Origin of the sequence: Nitratireductor mangrovi, assembly GCF_007922615.2 — a bacterium.
Lineage (GTDB): Bacteria > Pseudomonadota > Alphaproteobacteria > Rhizobiales > Rhizobiaceae > Mangrovimarina > Mangrovimarina mangrovi.
Genome location: NZ_CP042301.2, coordinates 1,858,327 through 1,880,789 on the forward strand (window position 1 = coordinate 1,858,327; position 22,463 = coordinate 1,880,789).

17 protein-coding genes and 1 tRNA gene are annotated in these 22,463 nt (G+C 66.2%); 17 read left to right on the forward strand and 1 reads right to left on the reverse strand.

Features of this window, described 5'->3' with window-relative positions; genetic code table 11:
• Window positions 1–330 precede the first annotated feature (330 nt).
• The 6 genes from FQ775_RS09165 to FQ775_RS09190 all read left to right on the forward strand — a co-directional run bounded on the left by FQ775_RS09165 (window position 331) and on the right by FQ775_RS09190 (window position 7,179).
• Window positions 331–1,368, forward strand: coding sequence for a BMP family protein (locus FQ775_RS09165; protein ID WP_146301605.1), 1,038 nt, complete (start codon window positions 331–333; stop codon window positions 1,366–1,368).
• A gap of 133 nt (window positions 1,369–1,501) precedes the next feature.
• Window positions 1,502–3,049 (forward strand): ABC transporter ATP-binding protein, encoded by a 1,548-nt coding sequence (locus FQ775_RS09170; protein WP_246730311.1) that lies wholly within the window; start codon window positions 1,502–1,504, stop codon window positions 3,047–3,049.
• Between the two features lie 41 nt (window positions 3,050–3,090).
• Entirely contained in the window at window positions 3,091–4,140 is a 1,050-nt protein-coding gene (locus FQ775_RS09175; RefSeq protein ID WP_146301606.1) for an ABC transporter permease, read from the forward strand.
• A 6-nt stretch (window positions 4,141–4,146) separates the two neighbouring features.
• Window positions 4,147–5,091: an ABC transporter permease gene (locus tag FQ775_RS09180; RefSeq protein ID WP_206064855.1), complete on the forward strand. Its 945-nt coding sequence runs from the start codon at window positions 4,147–4,149 to the stop codon at window positions 5,089–5,091.
• Window positions 5,088–6,365, forward strand: coding sequence for an amidohydrolase family protein (locus FQ775_RS09185; RefSeq protein WP_146301607.1), 1,278 nt, complete (start codon window positions 5,088–5,090; stop codon window positions 6,363–6,365). Before FQ775_RS09180 ends, FQ775_RS09185 begins: the two co-directional genes overlap by 4 nt.
• A gap of 112 nt (window positions 6,366–6,477) precedes the next feature.
• On the forward strand, window positions 6,478–7,179 hold the full coding sequence (locus tag FQ775_RS09190; protein WP_167812874.1) for a gamma-glutamylcyclotransferase: 702 nt from the start codon (window positions 6,478–6,480) through the stop codon (window positions 7,177–7,179).
• On the opposite strand, the gene FQ775_RS09195 is transcribed toward FQ775_RS09190, so the two are convergent.
• Complete coding sequence (locus FQ775_RS09195; protein ID WP_146301609.1) at window positions 7,160–8,317, reverse strand: DUF3095 domain-containing protein; 1,158 nt, start codon at window positions 8,315–8,317, stop codon at window positions 7,160–7,162. The genes FQ775_RS09190 and FQ775_RS09195 overlap by 20 nt on opposite strands.
• Window positions 8,318–8,599: 282 nt before the next feature.
• On the opposite strand from FQ775_RS09195, the gene FQ775_RS09200 reads away from it, so the two are divergent.
• The 11 genes from FQ775_RS09200 (at window position 8,600) to FQ775_RS23775 (ending at window position 22,447) form a co-directional block, all read left to right on the forward strand.
• Window positions 8,600–9,520, forward strand: coding sequence for a PhzF family phenazine biosynthesis protein (locus FQ775_RS09200; protein ID WP_146301610.1), 921 nt, complete (start codon window positions 8,600–8,602; stop codon window positions 9,518–9,520).
• Window positions 9,521–9,717: 197 nt separating this feature from the next.
• Window positions 9,718–9,793 (forward strand) — tRNA-Lys (locus FQ775_RS09205).
• A gap of 214 nt (window positions 9,794–10,007) precedes the next feature.
• A complete protein-coding gene (locus FQ775_RS09210; RefSeq protein ID WP_146301611.1) occupies window positions 10,008–10,961 on the forward strand; it encodes a sugar-binding transcriptional regulator in 954 nt (317 codons plus the stop codon).
• 130 nt (window positions 10,962–11,091) lie between these two features.
• Complete coding sequence (locus tag FQ775_RS09215) at window positions 11,092–12,390, forward strand: ABC transporter substrate-binding protein (protein ID WP_146301612.1); 1,299 nt, start codon at window positions 11,092–11,094, stop codon at window positions 12,388–12,390.
• A gap of 118 nt (window positions 12,391–12,508) precedes the next feature.
• Complete coding sequence (locus FQ775_RS09220) at window positions 12,509–13,375, forward strand: carbohydrate ABC transporter permease (RefSeq protein ID WP_146301613.1); 867 nt, start codon at window positions 12,509–12,511, stop codon at window positions 13,373–13,375.
• 10 nt (window positions 13,376–13,385) lie between these two features.
• Window positions 13,386–14,216 (forward strand): carbohydrate ABC transporter permease, encoded by an 831-nt coding sequence (locus FQ775_RS09225; protein WP_146301614.1) that lies wholly within the window; start codon window positions 13,386–13,388, stop codon window positions 14,214–14,216.
• A 12-nt stretch (window positions 14,217–14,228) separates the two neighbouring features.
• Complete coding sequence (locus tag FQ775_RS09230) at window positions 14,229–15,230, forward strand: ABC transporter ATP-binding protein (RefSeq protein WP_146301615.1); 1,002 nt, start codon at window positions 14,229–14,231, stop codon at window positions 15,228–15,230.
• A 118-nt stretch (window positions 15,231–15,348) separates the two neighbouring features.
• Window positions 15,349–16,125 (forward strand): SDR family NAD(P)-dependent oxidoreductase, encoded by a 777-nt coding sequence (locus FQ775_RS09235; protein WP_146301616.1) that lies wholly within the window; start codon window positions 15,349–15,351, stop codon window positions 16,123–16,125.
• Window positions 16,126–16,153: 28 nt separating this feature from the next.
• On the forward strand, window positions 16,154–16,852 hold the full coding sequence (locus tag FQ775_RS09240; RefSeq protein ID WP_146301617.1) for an HAD family hydrolase: 699 nt from the start codon (window positions 16,154–16,156) through the stop codon (window positions 16,850–16,852).
• A complete protein-coding gene (locus FQ775_RS09245; RefSeq protein ID WP_146301618.1) occupies window positions 16,849–18,432 on the forward strand; it encodes an FGGY-family carbohydrate kinase in 1,584 nt (527 codons plus the stop codon). The genes FQ775_RS09240 and FQ775_RS09245 overlap by 4 nt, the downstream gene beginning before the upstream one ends.
• Before the next feature lie 295 nt (window positions 18,433–18,727).
• Window positions 18,728–22,447, forward strand: coding sequence for a peptidoglycan-binding protein (locus FQ775_RS23775; protein ID WP_206064856.1), 3,720 nt, complete (start codon window positions 18,728–18,730; stop codon window positions 22,445–22,447).
• Window positions 22,448–22,463: the final 16 nt, after the last annotated feature.

The following is a 22,463-nucleotide window of genomic DNA, read 5'->3' on the forward strand; positions in this document are numbered from 1 at the left end:
CCCCGATCGGTCCGATCGCCCGCCACTGTTGGAGAGCTTGGCTAACAACGGGTAAAGATTTGCCCACCAACGGCCGAATTGGTTGCATGGCCATCAATTTTTCGATTGTGACCATCGACGGGTGCACGCCTCCCGCGCAATTGGCCCCCTTGCGATTGTCCTGCGCAAGCGTCGGAGAATTTCCGCGCATCGGCGAGACCCGAATCGGTCGACCACCCTGCCACCTCTACGCCGATTGCGGCTTGCCGCGTTTTGTCCTACGCTTGACCAAATGATAAAAAATCGGGGCGGGCAACGTCCTCGGAGTCTGTCGGAACCAGAGGTGAACCCATGTCGAAACGTCTCCATTCGTCACAATTTTCTGCCATTTCCCGCCGCGCCGTATTGCAGGCCGTCGGCGCAGGTGCCGCCCTTGCCGGAACCGCTGCCTTCCCCGGCAGGCTTTTTGCGCAGGAACCGATCAAGGTCGCGGCGATCTACACCGTGCCGGTCGAGCAGCAGTGGGTGAGCCGCATCCACAAGGCCGCCAACATCGCCAAGGACCGCGGCGACATCGAATACGTCTTTTCCGAGAACGTCTCCAACAGCGACTATGAGCGCGTCATGCGCGAATATTGCGAGGCCGGCCACAAGCTTGTCATCGGCGAGGTGTTCGGGGTCGAGGACGCCTCGCGCACCGTCGCCGACGACTATCCCGACACCGCCTTCCTGATGGGCTCCAGCTTCAAGCCCGACGAGGCGCATCCGAACTTCGCGGTCTTCGACAACTACATCCAGGACGCGTCCTACCTCTCCGGCATCATCGCCGGCGCGATGACCAAGTCCAGGAATATCGGCATGGTCGGCGGCTTCCCGATCCCCGAGGTCAACCGGCTGATGCATGCGTTCATGGCCGGTGCACGCGAAGTTGCGCCCGACATCAAGTTCCAGGTCGCCTTCATCGGCTCATGGTTCGACCCGCCCAAGGCCAAGGAAACCGCGTTCGCGCAGATCGATGCCGGCGCCGACGTCATGTATGCCGAGCGTTTCGGCGTCTCCGACGCCGCCCAGGAGCGCGGCCTGCTCGCCATCGGCAATGTCATCGACACCCAGGCCGACTACCCCGAGACCGTCGTCGCGTCGGCGCTGTGGCATTTCGAGCCGACGCTCGATCACGCCATAGCCCAGGTCAAGGGCGGCAGCTTCAAGGCCGACGACTACGGCATCTACTCCTTCATGAAGCATGGCGGCTGCTCGCTCGCCCCGCTCGGCACCTTCGAGGGCAAGGTTCCGGACGACATCATGGCGATGGTCTCCGAGAAGGAAAAGGCGATCAAGGACGGCTCCTTCACGGTCGAGATCAACGACGAGGAGCCCAAGTCGAGCTGATGAGAGACTTCCTCTCCCCGCCCGCGGGGAGAGGATACCGGCAAGGCGGGTGGACCGCATCGATCCTGCCCGGCCGGTACCGCCCCTCATCCGCCCCTTCGCGCCACCTTCTCGCCATGCGCGGCGAGAAGGGATGGCCAATCGCCGTCTCGCCATGACCGAAGCCACGCCCGCCCTGCGCCTCTCCTCCATCACCAAGCGTTTCGGCACGCTGGTCGCCAACGATTCGATTTCGCTCGAACTGAAGCGCGGCGAGGTGGTGGCCCTGCTCGGCGAGAACGGCGCCGGCAAGACGACGCTGATGAACATCCTTTTCGGCCACTATGTCGCCGACGAGGGCACGGTCGAAGCCTTTGGCCAACCGCTGCCGCCGGGCGACCCGCGCGCCGCCCTCGAAGCGGGTGTCGGCATGGTGCATCAGCACTTCACGCTCGCCGACAACATGACGGTCCTGGAAAACATCGCGCTTGGCACCCAGCCGGCATGGTCACCGCGTTTCGACCGGCGGCGCGCGATCGAGCGCGTCAACGCCCTCGCTTCCGAATTCGGCCTCGCCATCGATCCAGCGCAAACGGTGGTGCAACTCACGGTCGGCGAGCGCCAGCGCGTCGAGATCCTGAAGGCGCTCTACCGCGAGGCGAAGGTCCTCATCCTCGATGAGCCGACCGCGGTACTGACGCCGATCGAGACCGACGCCCTCTTCGCCACGCTGAGGAAACTGGTCGCCTCCGGGCTCTCGGTCATCTTCATCTCGCACAAGCTCAACGAAGTGCTGGCGATCAGCGACCGCGTCATGGTGCTGCGCTCCGGCCGCGTCGCAGGGGAGCGGAAGACCGCCGCAACCACGCGCCAGGAGCTGGCCGCGCTCATGGTCGGGCAGGAGATCAGCCCGCCGGCCATCGCTGCTGCCTCACCCGGGCCCGTGTTGCTGCGCCTCGACCGCGTTTCCGCGCCAACGGTGTCCGGCCCGGTCGGGCTCCACGACGTCTCCCTTGAATTGCGCGGCGGCGAGATTGTCGGCCTGGCCGGCGTCTCGGGCAACGGCCAGACCGCGCTCGCCGCCATCCTTTCGGGTCTCGAACGGCCGCGTTCCGGCAGCCTCGAAGTCGCCGACACGCCTGTCACAGAATGGTCGCCGTCAAGAGCCCTCGCCGCAGGGATCGCACGCATTCCCGAAGATCGCCACGCCGTCGGCACCATCGGCGACATGAGTGTGACCGAAAACGTCATTGCCGAGCGCTACCGCTCGCCGCGTTTTTCGCGCCGCGGTTTCCTCGACTGGAACGCGGCGCGCAATTTCGCCGAAACACTGATTGCCGATTACGACGTCAAATGCCCCTCGCCCGAGGCGCGCGTCCGGCTGCTTTCGGGCGGCAACATGCAGAAGCTGATTCTCGGCCGCGCACTCGACCCGGACCCGAAGATCATCCTCGCCAACCAGCCGACGCGCGGCCTCGACGTCGGCGCCATTTCCTATGTCCACGGCCGGCTGCTCGAGGCGCGCGCCCGCGGCGCCGCGATCCTGCTCGTTTCGGAAGACCTCGACGAGATCCTGACGCTCTCCGATCGCATCCTGGTGATGTTCAAGGGCCGCCTGTCCGCATCCTCGGCACGGGGTGAACGCTCCGTGCGCGAGATCGCCGAACTGATGGCCGGGCATGGGCTGGAGGCAGCGGCGTGATCGGGAAGGCGACGCGATCCCTTCCGCTTGCGGGGCACTAGATGCGGCTCGAACCCAAACCCGCGCCCTCGCTGGCCGTGACGCTGGCCTACCCCGCCGGCGCCATCCTCGTCACGCTGGCGATCGCCGGCTTGCTGGTGCTGGCCGCCGGCGCCTCGCCACTGTCCGTCTTCACGCTGGTCGCCAGGGGTGCGGCCGGTTCGCAATTCGCGCTGCTGGAGACGCTGACACGCGCCACACCGCTGATCTTCACCGGGCTCGCCGTCGCTGTCGCCTTCCGCGCCAAGCTCTGGAACATCGGCGCCGAGGCGCAGCTTTATGCCGGCGCCGTGCTGACGGTGGTGCTCGGCACCGGTGCGCTGCCGCTGCCCGCCTTCCTGCTCATCCCCCTGATCATGATCGCGGCGATGACTGCCGGTGCCTTGCTCCTGCTCGGGCCGGCGCTCTTGAAGACCCGCCTCGGCGTCGACGAGGTCGTCACCACCTTGCTTCTCAACTTCATCATGCTGCTTGTCGTCTCGATGCTGCTCGAAGGCGTCCTCAAGGATCCGATGGGCCTCGGCTGGCCGCAGTCGGAACGGGTCATTGCCGAAGCGAAGCTGCCGCGCATCGTCCAGGGCAAGCGCCTCCACTACGGCTTCGTCATCGCCATCGTCTCGGCACTGATCGTCTGGGTTGTCATGACGAAGACCGCGCTCGGTTACGAGATGCGCGCCGTCGGCCACAATCCCGAGGCAGCGCGCTTCGCCGGCATTCCCGTCAACACGGTCCTGGCCAAGACCGCGCTCCTGTCGGGCGGGCTCGCGGCCCTTGCCGGCTTCTCGGAAGTCTCCGGGCTGAAGGGCAACCTCACCCTCGATCTCTCTCCGGGCTTCGGCTACACCGGCATCGTGGTCGCCATGTTGGCCATGCTCAACCCGCTCGGCGTGGTCGCCGCCGCAATCTTCGTCGCCGGCATCTTCGTCGGCGCCGACGCCATGAGCCGCACCGCGGAAGTCCCGAGCTACATCGCCAATGTCATGACGGCGACCGCGCTCCTGACCATGGTCACGGCGATCATGCTGACCCGCTACCGTATCAGGTGGAGGTGAAGAGGCATGATCGAAGCCGTCGAAATCCTCTTCACCGCCTCCTTCTGGGTCGCCGCGATCCGCATCGCCTCGCCGCTGATCTTCGCCACCATGGGCGAACTGATCTGCGAGCGCGCCGGCGTGCTCAATCTCGGTATCGAGGGCATCATGGTCGCCGGCGCCTTCGCCGGCTGGTTCACCGTCTATTCCGGCGGCGATCTCTGGGCCGGGGTCGTCGTCGCCGCGATGACCGGCGCCGCCTTCGGCCTGCTTCACGCCACGTTGACCGTGCCGCTCGGCCTGTCGCAACACGTCGTCGGCATCGGCATCACGCTGCTCGCCACCTCGCTGACCTATTTCACCTACCGTCTGGCATTGCCCGAGGTCACCTCGCCGCCCAAGATCGAGCCGTTCCAGCCGCTGGCGATCCCGGTACTTTCCGACATCCCCGTCGTCGGACCCGCGCTTTTCGCCCAGACGCCCTTCACCTACCTGGCCTACGTGACCGTCGCCGTCGTCGCCTGGACGCTCTACCGCACCCCGCTCGGCCTCGCGCTGCGCGCCGCCGGCGAGAACCCTGCCGCCGTCGAGGCCCAGGGCATCAGCGTCACCGCAACGCGCATCGGCGCGGTCATGGCCGGCAGCGCGCTGATCGCCATCGGCGGCGCCTTCCTTACCATGTCGGCCTTCAACTCGTTCTTTTTCGAGATGGTCAATGGCCGCGGCTGGATCTGCATCGCGCTTGTCGTGTTCGGCTCCTGGCGGCCCGGCAAGGCGCTGCTCGGTGCTGTGCTCTTTGCCGCCTTCGACGCCTACCAGGTGCGCCTGCAGCAGGTCACCGGCGGCGTCATCCCCTACCAGCTTTTCCTGATGCTGCCCTATGTGCTGTCGATCCTGGCGCTGATCCTGGTCGCACGCCGCGCGACCTATCCCAAGGCCCTGATGATCCCCTACCAGAAAGGCGAGAGATGAGCTTCGACCTGATCGTCCGCGGCGGCACCCTGCCCGGCGGCGCCGTGCGCGACATCGGGATTGCCGGCTATCGTATCGCCGCCATCGAGCCTCGCATCGATGCGAAGGCTGCGCGTGAGGTCGATGCGACCGGCAACCTCGTCTCGCCGCCCTTCGTCGATCCGCATTTCCACATGGACGCCACGCTTTCCTACGGCATCCCGCGCATCAACGCCTCCGGCACGCTTCTGGAAGGCATCGCGCTCTGGGGCGAACTGAAGCCGCTCCTGACCCACGAGGCGGTCAAGCAGCGCGCGCTTGCCTATTGCGACTGGGCAGTGTCGATGGGCCTGCTCGCCATCCGCTCCCACGTCGATGTCTGCGACGACCGGCTGCTCGCCGTCGAGGCGCTGCTGGAGGTCAGGAAAGAGGTCGCGCCCTTCATCGATCTGCAACTGGTCGCCTTCCCGCAGGACGGCCTCTACCGCTCGGCCAACGCTCGCGAAAACACCATCCGCGCGCTCGACATGGGCGTCGAGATTGTCGGCGGCATCCCACATTTCGAACGGACCATGTCCGACGGCACCCGCTCCGTCACCGATCTCTGCGAGATCGCCGCCGAGCGCGGGCTGATGGTCGACATGCATTGCGACGAAACCGACGATCCGCTCTCGCGCCACATCGAGCAGCTTGCCTACGAAACCCGACGCCTCGGGCTTAGCGGCCGTGTCGCCGGCTCCCACCTCACCTCCATGCATTCGATGGACAATTATTACGTCTCCAAGCTCCTGCCACTGATGGCCGAGGCGCAGGTCGCCGCGATCCCCAATCCGCTCATCAACATCATGCTGCAGGGCCGCCACGACACCTTTCCCAAGCGGCGCGGGCTGACCCGGGTCAAGGAGATGCTGGCCTATGGTATCCGCGTCGGCTTCGGCCAGGACTGCGTGCTCGACCCCTGGTATTCGCTCGGCACCGCCGACATGCTCGACGTCGCCTTCATGGGCCTGCATGTCGCCCAGATGTCGCACCCGGACGAGATGCGGCGATGTTTCGATATGGTGACGACCGAGAGCGCCGCGATCATGGGCCTTGGCGATTACGGGCTCGCGGTCGGCAACAAGGCGAGCCTCGTCATCCTCGACGCCGGCGATCCTGTCGAGGCGTTGCGGCTGCGCGCCGAGCGCTTGTGCGTCGTCGCCGCAGGCAAGGTGGTGGCCGAGCGCACCGGCCAGAAGACACGGCTTGCCCTGCCAGGCCGCCCCGACACGGTTTCGCGGCGGCACAAGGCCTGAGGCCGATTGCAAAGCGATCCCGGCCGTTGCACCTTGCCTGCAAGGGATCGCGACATTTTCGTTTCAAACTCCGATGACCGCCAGAAACAGCCGAGGGCAACGCGGCCGAACCATGCGCCTCACCCGCCAGCACGTGGCGCGTGTTCATCGCGCAATCGACGATCCCGGCCCGATGGAGCGCCAGAAGCTGGTGCCGAAGGACTGGTTCACGAGCACCGCACGCGCGATCCGCGCCGAACTCTGCCCCGGCGAGCCATTGTGGGTGTTCGCCTTCGGCTCGCTCATCTGGCGTTCGCCGATCGAATTTTCCGGCCGGCGCGTCGGGCTCGTTCGCGGCTGGCATCGCGAATTCTGCCTCGGCTGGGACACCCGCTACCGCGGCAACCCCGAGCAGCCGGGCCTGATGCTGTCGCTCGACCGTGGCGGAAGCTGCAAGGGCGTGGCGTTGAAGATCGAGGCCGAACGGCTCGATCCCGACCTCGTCACCCTGCTCGAGCGCGAGCCGCCGATCACGCCGCGCTGGGTCTCGGTCATCACCCAGGATGGCCCCTTGCGCGCCATCGCCTTTGTCTGCGCGCGCAACTATCCGGGTTATGTCGGCGGCCTGTCGACCGAGGAAATCGCCGACCGCTTGGCGGTCGCCGTCGGCTTCTGGGGCACCATGGCCGAATATCTGCGCAACACGGTCGAGCACCTGGAAGAGCTCGGCCTGCACGACCGTCATCTGTGGCGGATGCAGGAGATGGTCGCCGAGCGTATCGAGGGCTTGGCAGGAGCGGAGGGGACGGTCGGGTCTACGCTGTCCCGCCCTTGATCGCCATCGCCGCCGTGGTGTAGCCGCCGGCGGCACCGTCGACGAAATGCACGTGGTCGTCGCTGGTCACCGACGGCACGATGCAGGTCATGATCGCCTCGTCCTGCTCGTAAAGCCCGTAGCTGAGCAGGCCGGCTTCGGCCGCCTGTCGGAGCTTCGCCTCCAGCCGCTCTCGGGTCTCGGCATCGCAGTCGAGCGTCATCTTCAGCCCGTCGTCGAATTTTCTGAAGTCTGCATTGGCGCTCGTCGTCTCGACATAATGCTTCGGATCGAAGCCGCCGACGGAAATGCCGGTCCGGAACAGGAACCACGCGAACAGGGTCTCGCCGACGAGCTGCAGCTTGCGCCAGAGCAGCGAGCCCCCGGCCCGCGTCGCGTGCGCCTCCAGCGCCAACCCGATCGGCGGCCATTCGTAGCCCGGCCCGACTGCCGGCACCGGGTGGCCGCCACGTTCAAGCCCGCTGGTCAGGGCCACGACATCACGCATCACCTTGGCCACGGCGCCCGGGTCGGCGTCGGGCCGCGGGATCGCCAGCAGCGACAGGATGGTTCCGTTTCGCGCCCGCATCGGTGTCCAGCGACAGGAGAGCCCCTCGAGATTCGGCCACGCGCCCTCGGGCGCCGCCTCGATCCGGAACCGCCCGGCCTTCATCTCGCGCTCGGCCCAGGCCACACCTCCGCCCGAAAACATGGCATAGTCGACGCCGGGCGACGGCCGGTGCCGCGCTACGAACACATCGTGCCCGGCCGCCCGGATCTCGGCCAGCGGCACGATCGCGCCGCGCATTTCGATGCCGAACTCCGACCGCGCCCAGCCGATGACCCGCGCCAGCGCATCGCGGGCGCGCTCCTGGTGCGCGCTCGGCAGCGCAAAGCTGGCGCCGTCGCCGCCGAAAACGAACGGGAACCTCTCGCCGCCGGCGGCATTGATCTGCGCCGAGATCACCGCTGCGCCGACGGTGTTGACCACCTTGTAGCGGCCTTCCGCAATCAGCCTGGTCGAGCCGACGAGATCGGCTGTTCCGACGAACCAGTCGTCCGGCAACGGACGATAGGCCGAGCCGTCGGCCAGTTCCTCGAACCCGGTTTGCAGGGGCAAGCTGCCGTAAAAGTCCGGATGCGAAATATGGTCCTGCATGAAGGTCAATCCCGGCAGCAAAGGCTTTGTTCCGCAAGATGTCGCGTCGGCCCGGCCGGCCAACTCTTTCAACGCAAACGCGACCGGCCGAGTTTCGCCCATTTCGGTCAACTCGCCAACACGCGTGCGTGTCCTGCCATCCCGTGCCCGGCCGCTTGTACGTCGTCACCGGCACCGGGCCGCCTGAACGATATTGCGCCCGGCACAATGCCGGGCTTGCCAGCGCAGCGCCTCATCATTCATCTGGCTCGACAGATGCGGATCGCCACGAGGGAGAGGCATATGCAAGGCAGACGATACGAGGTCTACGACGTCTTCACCGACCGGGCGCTGGCCGGCAACCCGCTGGCGATCGTCCACGACGCCGACGGCCTCGACGGGCAGGCGATGCAGCGCATCGCCGCCGAGTTCAACCTGTCGGAGACCGTCTTTCTCGCCGCCCCGGAAAATCCTGCCCACACCGCCGCCGTGCGCATCTTCACGCCGAAGAGCGAACTGCCATTTGCCGGGCACCCGACCGTCGGCACCGCGGTGGCGCTGTTCGAGCGTGGCGCCGGCAGGGAAAGGACCGCCGGCAACGCCATTCTGGTCCTTGAGGAGAAGATCGGCATCGTGCGCTGCGCCGTCAGCGAAGGGGAAGGCGCGCCGACCTTCGCCGAGTTCGACCTGCCGCGCCTGCCCGAGCGCATCAGCCTCGCCGCCGAGCCGGAGCTGATCGCCGCCGCCCTCGGCCTCGACGCCGCCGACATCGGCTTCGAGAACCACCGCCCTTCCGCCTGGACCGCCGGCGTGCCCTATGTCTGCGTGCCCGTCGCGGGCCTCGACGCCGCCGCCCGCGCCAGGGTCAATGCCGATCTCTGGCTCGACGTCGCGCCCCCAGCCGGCGCCATCATCGCCAGCGCCTATGTCTATTGCCGGGAGACGGAGAACGAGGAGAACGCCTTCCACGCCCGCATGTTCGCCCCGCATGACGGCATCCCCGAAGACCCGGCGACCGGCTCGGCGGCCGCAGCCTTCGCCGGCGCCATCGTCGCCTTCGACGCACCGGTCGACGGCCCTGGCCGCCACTGGATCGAACAGGGCATCGAGATGGGTCGGCCTTCCGCGATCCGGCTCGAGATCGACATGGCCGCCGGCAAGCCTTCCGCCATGCGTATCGGCGGTCATGCGGTCAAGGTCGCCGAGGGCCGCCTTTTCGCGTGACCGGCCGCGGCGACTTGGCGTGGCAGACAAGCCTTTGCAGATCCCCTCGGCGCATTGGCGTGATCTGCCGTCACCATGTTTGAGCGCCGGCGCCACCGAGCCCCGCATGACCGTTTTCTTTCGACCGAGAGGCTTGCATGAGCCGGGTCGAGCGGCTATAGAGCCGCACGCTCGCGGCCGACGCCGCCGGGCTCCGTGGGTGATTAGCTCAGTTGGTAGAGCAGCTGACTCTTAATCAGCGGGTCGTAGGTTCGATCCCTACATCACCCACCAACTCCCCGTCCCGCTCCGCTTCACTCGCCGCCGGGTTGGATCGCATTCTGTATCGGGCAAGCGAGCTTCCGCCCACGTCGATAGCAATTGTTGACTTGCCGTTCATCGATTGGCGGTTATCCTTTGTCCCTTCAGCCACAAGACGCGCGAGAGGCTTCCGCGCGTCTCGTGACCTAGGCGCCGGCATAAAACGGCGCAGCAGCGGGGTGGGAAGATGAGCCGCCAGGCAGACACGACCAGCCGACTTGACGACGCCGCCCGCGCGGGCTGGCTATATTACGTCGCCGGCAACACCCAGGACCAGATCGCAGCCAAGCTCGGCGTCTCGCGCCAGACCGCGCAGCGCCTTGTCTCGCTGGCGATGCAGGAAGGGCTGGTGCGGGTCCGCATCGACCACCCGATCGCCGACTGCCTCGACCTTGCCGAAAGGCTCCGGGACCGCTTCGCGCTCGATCTCGTCGAGGTCGTGCCGAGCGATCCCGAGTCCGCCTCGACCACGATCGGCGTCGCCGAAGCGACCGCGGCCGAGATCGAAAGGCGCTTGCGCGCGCCCGAGCCGGCAGTCATGGCGATCGGCACCGGCCGCACGCTGAAGGCGGCGATCGAGCAGTTGCCGGCCATGGATTGCCCGCATCACAAGGTTGTCTCGCTGACCGGCAACATCGCGCCCGACGGCTCCGCCGCCTTCTACAACGTCATCTTCACCATGGCCGACCGAGCCAAGGCCCGCAGCTTCCCGATGCCGCTGCCCGTCATCGCCTCCTCGCCCGAGGAGCGCGAGATGCTGCACCGCCAGCCGATGATCCGCGCCACGCTGGAGCTTGCCGCCCGCGCCGACGTGACTTTCGTCGGCATCGGCGACCTCAGCCCCGAGGCGCCGCTCTTCGTCGACGGCTTTGTCTCCGAAGACGAACTGCGCGCCCTGCGCAAGGCCGGCGCCGTCGGCGAGATCGTCGGCTGGGCCTTCGACAGCGCCGGCCGCCTGATCGAGGGCATCACCAATGAGCGCGTCGCCAGCGCCCCGATCCCCTCGCGCGAAACCAGCCAGGTGATCGCCGCCGCCATGGGCGAGCGCAAGCTGCCCGGTATCCGTGCCGCCCTCACCCGTCGCCTCGTCAACGGCCTCGTCACCGACGAGCGCACCGCCGCCGCCCTGCTGCGCGACTGACGGCCACCATCCTGCTTGTGCCGAACGCAGATGCTGCATCGCAGCATCGATCGGGCGTTGACATCTGCGTCGCCAAATGAATAATTGCTCATCACGAAAGCAATTGCTCATCTACCAAGGGAGGAATTCGATGAGATTACGCTCGATCGCGCTCGGCCTGTGCTCGGCAAGCGTGCTTGCGCTCGCCGCGCACGCCGAAACGCTGACCATCGCCACCGTCAACAATGGCGACATGATCCGCATGCAGGGGCTGACCGACGACTTCACGGCCAAGACTGGCCACGAGGTCGAGTGGGTCACGCTCGAGGAGAACGTGCTGCGCCAGCGCGTCACACAGGACATCGCCACCAAGGGTGGCCAGTTCGACATCATGACGATCGGCATGTACGAGACGCCGATCTGGGGCCGGCAGGGCTGGCTGGTTTCGCTCGACGATATGCCGGCCGAATACGACATCGACGACATCCTGCCGGCGATGCGCGGCGGCCTGTCCGTCGACGGCACGCTCTATGCCGCACCGTTCTACGGCGAATCCTCGATGATCATGTATCGCACCGACCTTATGGAAAAGGCCGGTCTGGAAATGCCCGACGCCCCCACTTGGGAGTTCGTAGCCGACGCGGCGCGCAAGATGACCGACAGGGACAACGAAGTCTACGGCATCTGCCTGCGCGGCAAGGCCGGCTGGGGCGAGAACATGGCCTTCCTGACCGCCACCGCCAACTCCTTCGGCGCGCGCTGGTTTGACGAGGAGTGGAAGCCGCAATTCGATTCGCCGCAGTGGAAGGAGACGCTGACCTTCTATCTCGACCTGATGAACGACGCCGGGCCTCCCGGAGCCTCCACCAATGGCTTCAACGAGAACCTGTCGCTGTTCCAGCAGGGCAAGTGCGGCATGTGGATCGACGCCACCGTCGCGGCCTCCTTCGTAACCAATCCGGACGACTCCACCGTCGCCGACAAGGTCGGTTTCGCGCTCGCGCCCGATACCGGGCTCGGCAAGCGCGGCAACTGGCTCTGGGCCTGGGCGCTGGCGATCCCGGCGGGCACCCAGAAGGAAGCCGCCGCCAAGGAGTTCGTGCAGTGGGCCACCTCCAAGGAATATATCGAGCTCGTGGCCTCCAAGGAGGGCTGGGCCAACGTGCCGCCCGGCGCGCGCACCTCGCTTTACGAGAACCCCAACTACAAGGACATTCCGTTCGCCAGGATGACGCTTGAAAGCATCCTGTCGGCCGACCCGAACAATCCGACGGTCGATCCGGTGCCTTATGTGGGTGTCCAGTTCGCGGCGATCCCCGAATTCGCCGGCATCGCGACACAGGTCGGCCAGGAGTTTTCGGCCGCACTTGCCGGTCAGCAGACCGCCGAGGAGGCGCTTGCCAAGGCGCAGGCGCTGACCGCCGACGAGATGGAAGCCGCCGGCTACTGATCCTCCCTGAACTGCGGAGGGCAGACGAGATCTGCCCTCCGCCCTTTGCCCGCCCCTCAAGGTTTGGCGCTATCGTCGTCTCCCGTGCCTGCCGCGCACGAGACGAAGGGAACCTGTCATGGCTACGCAACACTCCCGCTCCGCCGCCCGCATCATGATGGCTCCCGCCGTCATCCTGCTGCTCGGCTGGATGCTCGTCCCGCTGACCATGACCCTTTATTTCTCGTTCAAGCGCTATCTGCCGCTGCGCGGCGGTGATCTGGGCTGGATCGGCTTCGAGAACTACGTCCGCTTCGTGACCTCCAGTTCGTTCTGGCCCAGCGTCCAGACCACCCTCGTCATCGTTGGCGGGGTCCTGCTCATTACCGTCGTCCTCGGCGTGCTGCTTGCCATGCTGCTCGACCAGCCGTTCTGGGGCCAGGGCATCGTCCGCATCCTGGTGATCGCGCCGTTCTTCGTCATGCCGACCGTATCGGCGCTGGTCTGGAAGAACATGTTCATGGACCCGGTCAACGGCCTCCTGGCGCATTTGTGGAAGTTCTTTGGGGCGCAGCCGGTCGAATGGCTGAGCGACGCGTCGATATTCTCCATCATCCTGATCGTCTCGTGGCAGTGGCTGCCCTTCGCGACGCTGATCCTGCTCACCGCGATCCAGTCGCTCGACAGCGAGCAGCTGGAGGCGGCCGAAATGGACGGCGCGCCGCCGCTGTCGCGCTTCGGCCACATCATCCTGCCGCATCTGTCGCGCGCCATCACCATCGTCATCCTGATCCAGACGATCTTCCTGCTGTCGGTCTTTGCGGAAATCTTCGTGACCACCCAGGGCTCGTTCGGAACCCGCACGCTGACCTATCTGATCTTCCAGCGCGTACTCGAAAGCCAGAATGTCGGCCTCGGCTCCGCCGGCGGCGTCTATGCCATCATCCTTGCCAACATCGTCGCGATCTTCCTGATGCGGATCGTCGGCAAGAACCTGGACGCCTGAGGAGGGAACCATGGCCCGAGCCGTCACACCCCGCCGCAAGGCGTTCACCACCGCCGCCGCCTGGGCGATCGGCCTTTTGATCTTCTTCCCGATCCTGTGGACGATCCTGACCAGCTTCAAGACCGAGGCGCAGGCGATCAATGACCCGCCGCTGTTCCTGTTCTTCGACTGGACGCTGGAGAACTACGCGGTGGTGCAGGAGCGCTCCAACTATATGCGCTTCCTGTGGAACTCGGTCATCATCGCCGGCGGCTCGACCTTGCTCGGCATCATCGTCGCCGTGCCGGCGGCCTGGTCGATGGCGTTCGTGCCTTCCAAGCGCACCAAGGACATCCTTCTGTGGATGCTGTCGACCAAGATGCTGCCGGCCGTCGGCGTGCTTTATCCGATCTATCTGCTCTTCATCCAGCTCGGCCTGCTCGACACCCGGATCGGCCTCGTCATCGTGATGATGCTGATCAACCTGCCGATCATCGTCTGGATGCTCTACACCTATTTCCGGGAAATCCCCGGCGAGATCCTCGAGGCGGCCCGCATGGACGGCGCCTCCCTGCGCGACGAGATCCTGTATGTGCTGACGCCGATGGCGGTGCCGGGCATTGCCTCGACCGTCCTGCTCAACTTCATCCTGGCCTGGAACGAAGCCTTCTGGACCCTGAACCTCACGGCCGCCCAGGCCGGTCCGCTGACCGCGTTCATCGCCTCCTATTCGAGCCCCGAGGGCCTGTTCTACGCTAAGCTCTCGGCAGCCTCGACCATGGCCATCGCGCCGATCCTGATTCTTGGCTGGTTCAGCCAGAAGCAACTCGTCCGCGGCCTGACCTTCGGCGCGGTGAAATAGGAGGAGGCGACGATGGGCGCCATTCAACTCAAGCAGGTGGTCAAGAGCTTCGGCGACGTCGAGGTCATTCCCCCGCTCGACCTCGACATCAATGACGGCGAGTTCGTCGTCTTCGTCGGCCCCTCGGGCTGCGGCAAGTCGACCCTGCTGCGCCTGATCGCCGGGCTGGAGGATGTGACCTCCGGCGTCATCGAGATCGACGGCGTCGACGCGACCACCCTGCCGCCAGCCAAGCGCGGCCTTGCCATGGTCTTTCAGTCCTACGCGCTCTACCCGCATATGAGCGTGCGCAGGAACATCGCCTTCCCGTTGAAGATGGCCGGCGAAGACCGCGAGACCATCGACCGCAAGGTCGAGGACGCGGCTCGGGTGCTCAACCTGACCGACTATCTCGACCGCCGGCCCGGCCAGTTGTCCGGCGGCCAGCGCCAGCGCGTCGCCATCGGCCGCGCCATCGTGCGCCAGCCCAAGGCGTTCCTGTTCGACGAACCGCTGTCCAACCTCGATGCCGCCCTGCGCGGCACCATGCGGCTGGAGATCAGCGAACTCCACCACCAGCTGGCCACCACGATGATCTACGTCACCCACGACCAGGTCGAGGCCATGACCATGGCCGACAAGATCGTGGTGCTCAACGCAGGCAACATCGAGCAGGTCGGCTCGCCGCTCGAGCTTTACCGCGCGCCGCGCAATCTGTTCGTCGCTGGCTTCATCGGCTCGCCGCGAATGAACCTGATTGACGGCGCCGAGGCCGGAAAACACGGTGCCGAGACCATTGGCGTGCGTCCCGAGCATCTGGCGCTCTCCACCAGCGAAGGCGCGTGGAAGGGGACAGTCGGCGTGGCCGAGCATCTCGGCGCCGACACCTTCCTGCATGTCCATTCCGACACGCTCGGCTTGCTCACCGCGCGCGCCGACGGCGAGTTCGGCGTCCGCCACGGCGAGACCATCTATCTCACGCCCGATCCGTCCAAGGTTCACCGTTTTGATGCGAAAGGCCTCGCCATTCGATGATCCGGCCGACAGGCAAGACCAGCGGCGGGCACCGAAGAGCGACCCTTCGCACTGACTTGAACAAAGATTGCGCCACGGGCTTCAGCGCCGCCGCGGCGTCTGGGAAAGGCTGAACGCAATGTATCTCGACAAACTGAGGCTCGACGGGCGGGTCGCGGTCGTCACCGGCGGAGGCCAGGGCATCGGCGCCGCCTGCGCCCGCGCCCTCGGCGAGGCCGGCGCGCGTGTCGTTGTCGCCGAACTGATGCCGGAGCGCCACGAGGCCTGCGTCGCCGACCTCCGGGCGCTCGGCATCGAGGCCGAGGGGCTGACCCTTGACGTCACCCGTTCGGCCGCCGTCGACGAAGCCGCCACCGGCATCGTCGACCGTCTGGGCCGGGTCGATATCCTCGTCAACAATGCCGGCGTCGCCAAAAGCGACGTACCCGCCGAGGAGACCAGCGACGAGCACTGGCGCTTCCACATGGACGTTAATCTCGACGGCGTCTTCTGGTGCTGCCGCGCCTTCGGCCGCCCGATGCTCGACCGCGGCCAGGGTGCCATCGTCAATATCGGCTCCATGTCCGGCTTCATCGTCAACAAGCCGCAGCCGCAGTCCTTCTACAACGCCTCCAAGGCCGCCGTACACCACCTGACGAAATCGCTTGCCGCCGAGTGGGGCCGTCGCGGCGTGCGTGTCAACGCGGTCGCTCCCACCTATATCGAGACACCGCTCACCGCCTTCGGCATCGAGGAAAATCCGGACATGTATGCCACCTGGCTTGAGATGACGCCGATGGGACGTGTCGGCCAGCCGCACGAAATCGCCTCGGTGGTGCATTTCCTCGCCTCCGATGCCGCCAGCCTGATGACCGGTGCCATCGTGCTTGCCGATGGCGGCTATACGTGCTGGTAAGGCTCGAACGCCAGGGCTGGGGAACCTCATGGCTGATGGAGCCCGACAGGGGCTGGTGATCTTCGACTGCGACGGCGTGCTCGTCGACAGCGAGCCGATTTCGATCGCCGTCCTGCTCGACGTCATCGGCGAGGCCGGACTGACGCTCAGCGAGGAGTTCGCCTATCGTCGCTTTCTCGGCATCAGCCTTGCCACCACCTGCGACATCCTGCGCGACGAATTCGGGCTGGTGGTCGACGTCGGAACGCTGGAGCTGATCCGCGCCCGGCTCTATGCCCGTTTCCGCGCTGAACTCGAGCCGGTTGTCGGCATCGCCCAGGCCCTCGACCGGCTCGAAGTCCCCTTCTGTGTCGCCTCCTCCGGTCAGCCCGAACGCATCCGGCTGGCGCTCGGCGTGACGGGCTTGCTGCCCCGTTTCGAGCCCCATATCTTCAGCGCGACCATGGTCGAGAACGGAAAGCCGGCGCCGGATCTTTTCCTTCACGCCGCCCGCCGCATGGGTGCGGTGCCGGGCGACTGTGTCGTGGTCGAGGACAGCCCGGCCGGAATCGAGGCTGCGCGCCGCGCGGCAATGCCCGTGCTGGCCTTCACCGGAGCCACCCATGCCCGGCGCGATGACCATCGCGCCGCCGTGGCGGCAAGCCGCGCGGACGCGGTCTTCGCCGATATGGCGCAGCTGCCGCGGCTGGTCGCAGGCGTTCTGGCCCGGCGGAAGGAGTACCGATGAGCGGCCTTGTCGTTGCGGTCGACGTCGGCACCGGCAGCGCACGCGCCGGTGTTTTTGGCTCCGACGGAACGCTTCTCGGCCGCGAGGAACATCCGATTGCCATGAACCGGCCGGCGCCGGACCATGCCGAACACGATTCCGAAGACATCTGGCAGGCAGTCTGCGCCGCCGTGCGCGGCGCCGTTTCGGCAGCCGGCGTCGATCCCGAAGCGATTGCCGGCATCAGCTTCGACGCCACCTGCTCGCTGGTCGTGCGCGAACCCGAAGGCGGGCAACTCACTGTCTCGACCTCCGGGGAACGCCGCTGGGACACGATCGTGTGGCTCGACCATCGCGCACTCGACGAGGCCGACGAAGTGACCGCCGGCGGCCACCGGGTGCTCGACTTCATCGGCGGCGTCATGTCGCCGGAAATGCAGGCGCCGAAGCTGATGTGGCTGAAGCGCCATCTGCCGCAAACCTGGCAGGCCGCCGGGCATTTCTTCGACCTCGCCGATTTCCTGACCTGGAAGTCCTCCGGCAGCCTCGCCCGCTCGCAATGCACGCTCACTTGCAAATGGACCTTCCTCGCCCACGAGGAACCCGGCTGGCAGCGCGATTTCCTCGAAAGCGTCGGCATCGCCGACATGCCCGAGCGCGGGGCCCTGCCCGAGCGCGCCAGCCCGATCGGCGCCGATCTCGGCCCGCTGACGCCACAGGCGGCATCCGAGCTTGGCCTCGCCACCACATGCCGTGTCGGCGCCGGGCTGATCGACGCTCATGCCGGCGCGCTCGGCGTTCTGGCCGCCTTCGCGGGCGACCGGGCCGAGATCGAGCGCCATCTTGCGCTGATCGCCGGCACGTCGAGCTGCGTCATGGCGCTGTCGACCGCGCCGCGTCCTTGCCATGGCGTCTGGGGACCGTATCTCGGCGCGGCCCTTCCCGATTGCTGGCTGAACGAAGGCGGCCAGTCGGCGACCGGGGCCCTGCTCGACCATATCATCCGCTGGCACGGCGCCGGCGGCGAACCCGACCGCGCCATGCACGCCCGCATCTGCGCGCGCGTTGCCGAGCTGCGTGCGGCCGAAGGCGACGATCTCGCCCCGCGCCTCCACGTCCTGCCCGATTTCCACGGCAACCGCTCGCCGCTCGCCGACCCGCACGCTGTCGGCGTCATCAGCGGCCTGACGCTCGACGCCTCCTTCGACAGCCTGTGCCGGCTCTACTGGCGCACCGCGGTCGGGATCGCGCTCGGCCTGCGCCACATCCTCGAAACGCTCAACGCCAACGGCTACGTGATCGACACCTTGCATGTGACCGGCGGCCACACCAGGAACCCGCTCCTGATGGAGCTTTATGCCGATGCGACCGGCTGCACGGTCGTCGAACCCGCGGCCGACGACGCCGTTCTGCTCGGCACCGCCATGGTCGCCGCCTCAGCGGCCGGCCTTCATCCGGGCCTCGTGGCGGCCTGCACTGCCATGCAGCAGGGCGGCAGCGCCCGCCAGCCCAACCCCGCGGCAAGGCAGCGCTTCGACCGCGACTATCGGGTCCATCTGCGCATGCACGAGCAGCGTCGCGACCTCGACAACCTTGGCTGAACGCCGGCCGACCGGCCCGTTCAGCTTCGGTTCACGCCCAATTGTCGATGTTGCTTGTGACAGGTGACCAAAGCAACTTCTTGTCGCCGCAAGGTTGAAACCTTTCGGAAACTTCCCGCACACAAAAGGAGACCATGCGGGAAGAAAAACGGCGAAACGCTTTACCCTGACAACAATTCGTGCCTAGATTTCCGCCTCACAGGGATGTGAATTGCTTCATTTACCCGGTGGGCAAGCGGACCTAGCTAGGCCCGATAAGAAAGGGACCGATAGCCTGCCAGGAGGAGGAGCATCCATGGCTGCCACCGCTTTTTCGTTTTCGTATCCGCGCCGACCCGCAAGGCGTTCCAGCAAACCCCTCGCGATCGCGACCGCATTGCTGCTCGGCAGCACCGCGCTCGTGCCCGCCTTTGCGCAGGAAACCCTGTCGCCTGGCGAAGCTTTCGCCACGCGCTTTTCCGGCACCACCGAAATCACCTTGGCCGACGGCACCCGCCTGACGCTGATTGACGAGACCGGCGTGGTCGCCAGCGCCGTCGATGTGCGCAGCCCCGGCTACGCTGCCGACGGCCGCCACTGGATCGACGAGCCTCAGCACCTGCAGGTGACGGCCGGTGACGTTGGCCAGGTCTTCGGCATCGCCATCGACGACGGCGCCCCGGCGAACGTCTATCTGACCGCGACCTCGCAGTTCGGCCTCCATCGCGACCCCGACAACACCGACTGGCTGCCAGGCCAGTTTGGCGACGGGGGCCCCGGTGGGGTCTATGTGTTGAAGGGCGACAACGGCTTCGCGCCCGAACTCCTGACAACCATCACGCTCGACGGCCGCGAAAACACCGGCGCCGGCCTCGGCAACGTCGCGTTCGACAAGGCGCATGGCCAACTCTTCGTCTCCGATCTGGAGACCGGCATGGTCCACCGCCTGTCACTCGACGGCACCGAGATCGATCGCTTCGACCACGGCGTTGACGGCCGCGCGGCCTTCCTCGACGCCATCACCGGCGAGAATTCCACGCTGGCGCAGATCGCCTTCGACCCGGCCTCAACGGCCGCCATCGACGACTGCAAGGACGCCGGCGGCGCGGACGCCAGCTTCGCCGCCACGCCTTCGTGCTGGAATTATGCCGATTTCCGCCGCCGCGTCTTCGGCCTGGCGGTCTTCACCAATCCGCTGACCAACGAAACGCGCCTTTATTATGCGGTCGCCGGCGGCGACGGCATGGGCAATCCCGATTGGGAAGCCGGCAGCGAGGACGCGCAGAACACGGTCTGGTCCGTCGGCCTCGACGAGAACGGCGGCTTCGACACAGCCGACGTCCGTCGCGAGATCGTCCTGCCGGAGTTCGGCGGCGACGACGCCACCCCGCGCTCCGTGCCCGACATCGCCGTTTCGGAAGGCGGCGTCATGCTCGTCGGGGAACGCGGCGGCGTGCGCAATCTCGGCCTTGACCAGCCGCAGCCCTTCGCTCACCCGCATGCTGCCCGCGTGATCCAGTACACGCTGGTCGAGGATGGCTTCTGGGTGCCGCTCGGCCGCTACGATGTCGGCTTCAACGATCGCAAGACGATCGGAGCGCCGCATATCCGCGCCAACGCCGCCGGCGGCGTCGATTTCGGCTTCGGCTACGACACCAACGGCGCCATCGATCCTGAACGCCCCTATGGCAGCGTCTGGCTTTCCGGCGATTCGCTGTGCTCGCCCGACGGTCCCTGCACCGAGCCGGCGAGCGGCGAGCGGACCGATATCGGCGAAGCGCATGGTATCCAGGGCACGCCGGTCGAGGCGTTGGACGAAGTCCTTCCCGAGACGGCGCTCGGCGCTTACCCGGCAACCGGTGAACCCTACCCTGCCGACGCCCTGCTCGCGTCCTACATGATCGATCTCGACATCAACGTCGACGAGAACGGCAATCCGCTGGCGGTGGAAGCGCTCAAGCACGACGCTACCAAGATCGGCGACGTCGAGATCGTCCGCGGTGGCCCCGGCGCTCCGGCGCCCGACGAACCGCCCGCGCCACAACCGCAGGGCTATGATCTGGACATCGACAAGACCGGTGCCGAGGAGTGCCTGCCAGGCACGGATTGCAACTTCACCATCACCCTGACCAACAACGGCCCGGCCGACTTCTCCGGTCCCGTCTATCTCTGGGACGTGGTCGAACCCGAAGCGGCCCCGCTGGTCGACGTGATCGGCACCGGCTGGAACTGCTTCGATCTCGGCTCCGGCATTCAGTGCTACAATCCGGAGGTGACGCTCGGCGTCGGCGAATCGATCGAATTCGCGCTGACCCTGTCCATCCCGGACGGCTACGGCTCGGATCTGCTGACCAACTGCATCGGCATCCAGTGGCTCTATGCCGAGGACGGTTCCGTCGATGCCCGCCCGATCCAGATCGCGCTGACGCTTTACGGCTACGATCCGGGTCCGATCGACGGCATCTTCGGACCTCAGACCCAGGCTGCCATAGAGCAGTTGCAGGCCGACAACGGGCTTGATCCGACCGGAGAACTCGACGACGAGACGCTCGCCCTGCTCTACCCGGGCATGGTTGGCATCATCGGCGATCTCGACAGCTCAAATGATCTGGATTGCCACGATGTCGAGACCGGCGAACCGACGCCGATCCACTCCAAGTGGAAGTCGCATCTCAAGACCGGCTCGCCGCACAACAAGGCGCAGTCGCACCTGAAGACGGGCTCGCCGCACAACAAGCTGCAGTCGCATCTGAAGACGGGTTCGCCGCACAACAAGCTGCAGTCGCATCTGAAGACGGGCTCGCCGCACAACAAGCTGCAGTCGCATCTCAAGACCGGCTCGCCGCACAACAAGCTGCAGTCGCATCTGAAGACGGGTTCGCCGCACAACAAGGCGCAGTCGCACCTCAAGACCGGCTCGCCGCACAACAAGCTGCAGTCGCATCTGAAGACGGGCTCGCCGCACAACAAGCTGCAGTCGCACCTCAAGACCGGCTCGCCGCACAACAAGCTGCAGTCGCATCTGAAGACGGGTTCGCCGCACAACAAGGCGCAGTCGCACCTCAAGACCGGCTCGCCGCACAACAAGCTGCAGTCGCATCTGAAGACCGGCTCGCCGCACAACAAGCTGCAGTCGCATCTGAAGACCGGCTCGCCGCACAACAAGCTGCAGTCGCATCTCAAGACCGGCTCGCCGCACAACAAGCTGCAGTCGCATCTCAAGACCGGCTCGCCGCACAACAAGGCGCAGTCACACCTCAAGACCGGCTCGCCCCACAACAAGCTGCAGTCACATCTGAAGACCGGCTCGCCCCACAACAAGCTGCAGTCACACCTCAAGACCGGTTCGCCGCACAACAAGGCGCAGTCGCATCTCAAGACGGGCTCGCCCCACAACAAGGCGCAGTCCCACCTGAAGACGGGCTCGCCGCACAACAAGCTGCAGTCGCATCTGAAGACCGGCTCGCCCCACAACAAGGCGCAGTCCCACTTGAAGACCGGCTCGCCGCACAACAAGCTGCAGTCGCATCTGAAGACCGGCTCGCCCCACAACAAGGCGCAGTCCCACTTGAAGACCGGCTCGCCCCACAACAAGGCGCAGTCCCACTTGAAGACCGGCTCGCCGCACAACAAGCTGCAGTCGCATCTCAAGACCGGCTCGCCCCACAACAAGGCGCAGTCACACCTGAAGACCGGCTCGCCCCACAACAAGACGCAGTCGCATCTCAAGACGGGTTCACCGCACAAGAAAGTGCAGTCACACCTGAAGACGGGCTCGCCGCACAACAAGCTGCAGTCGCACAACAAGTCCGGCTCCATTAAGCCGCACAACAAGGCCGAATCTCACAACAAGATCGGCTCCATCAAGCCCCACAACAAGGCCCAGTCACACAACAAGTCCGGCTCCATCAAGCCGCACAACAAGGCGCAGTCGCACAACAAGACCGGCTCGGTGACACCGCACAACAAGCTGCAGTCGCATCTGAAGAAGGGCTCGTTGACCGAGAAGCCTCCGGCAATCCTGCCGAAGCTCTGACCGCCCCAGCGACCGC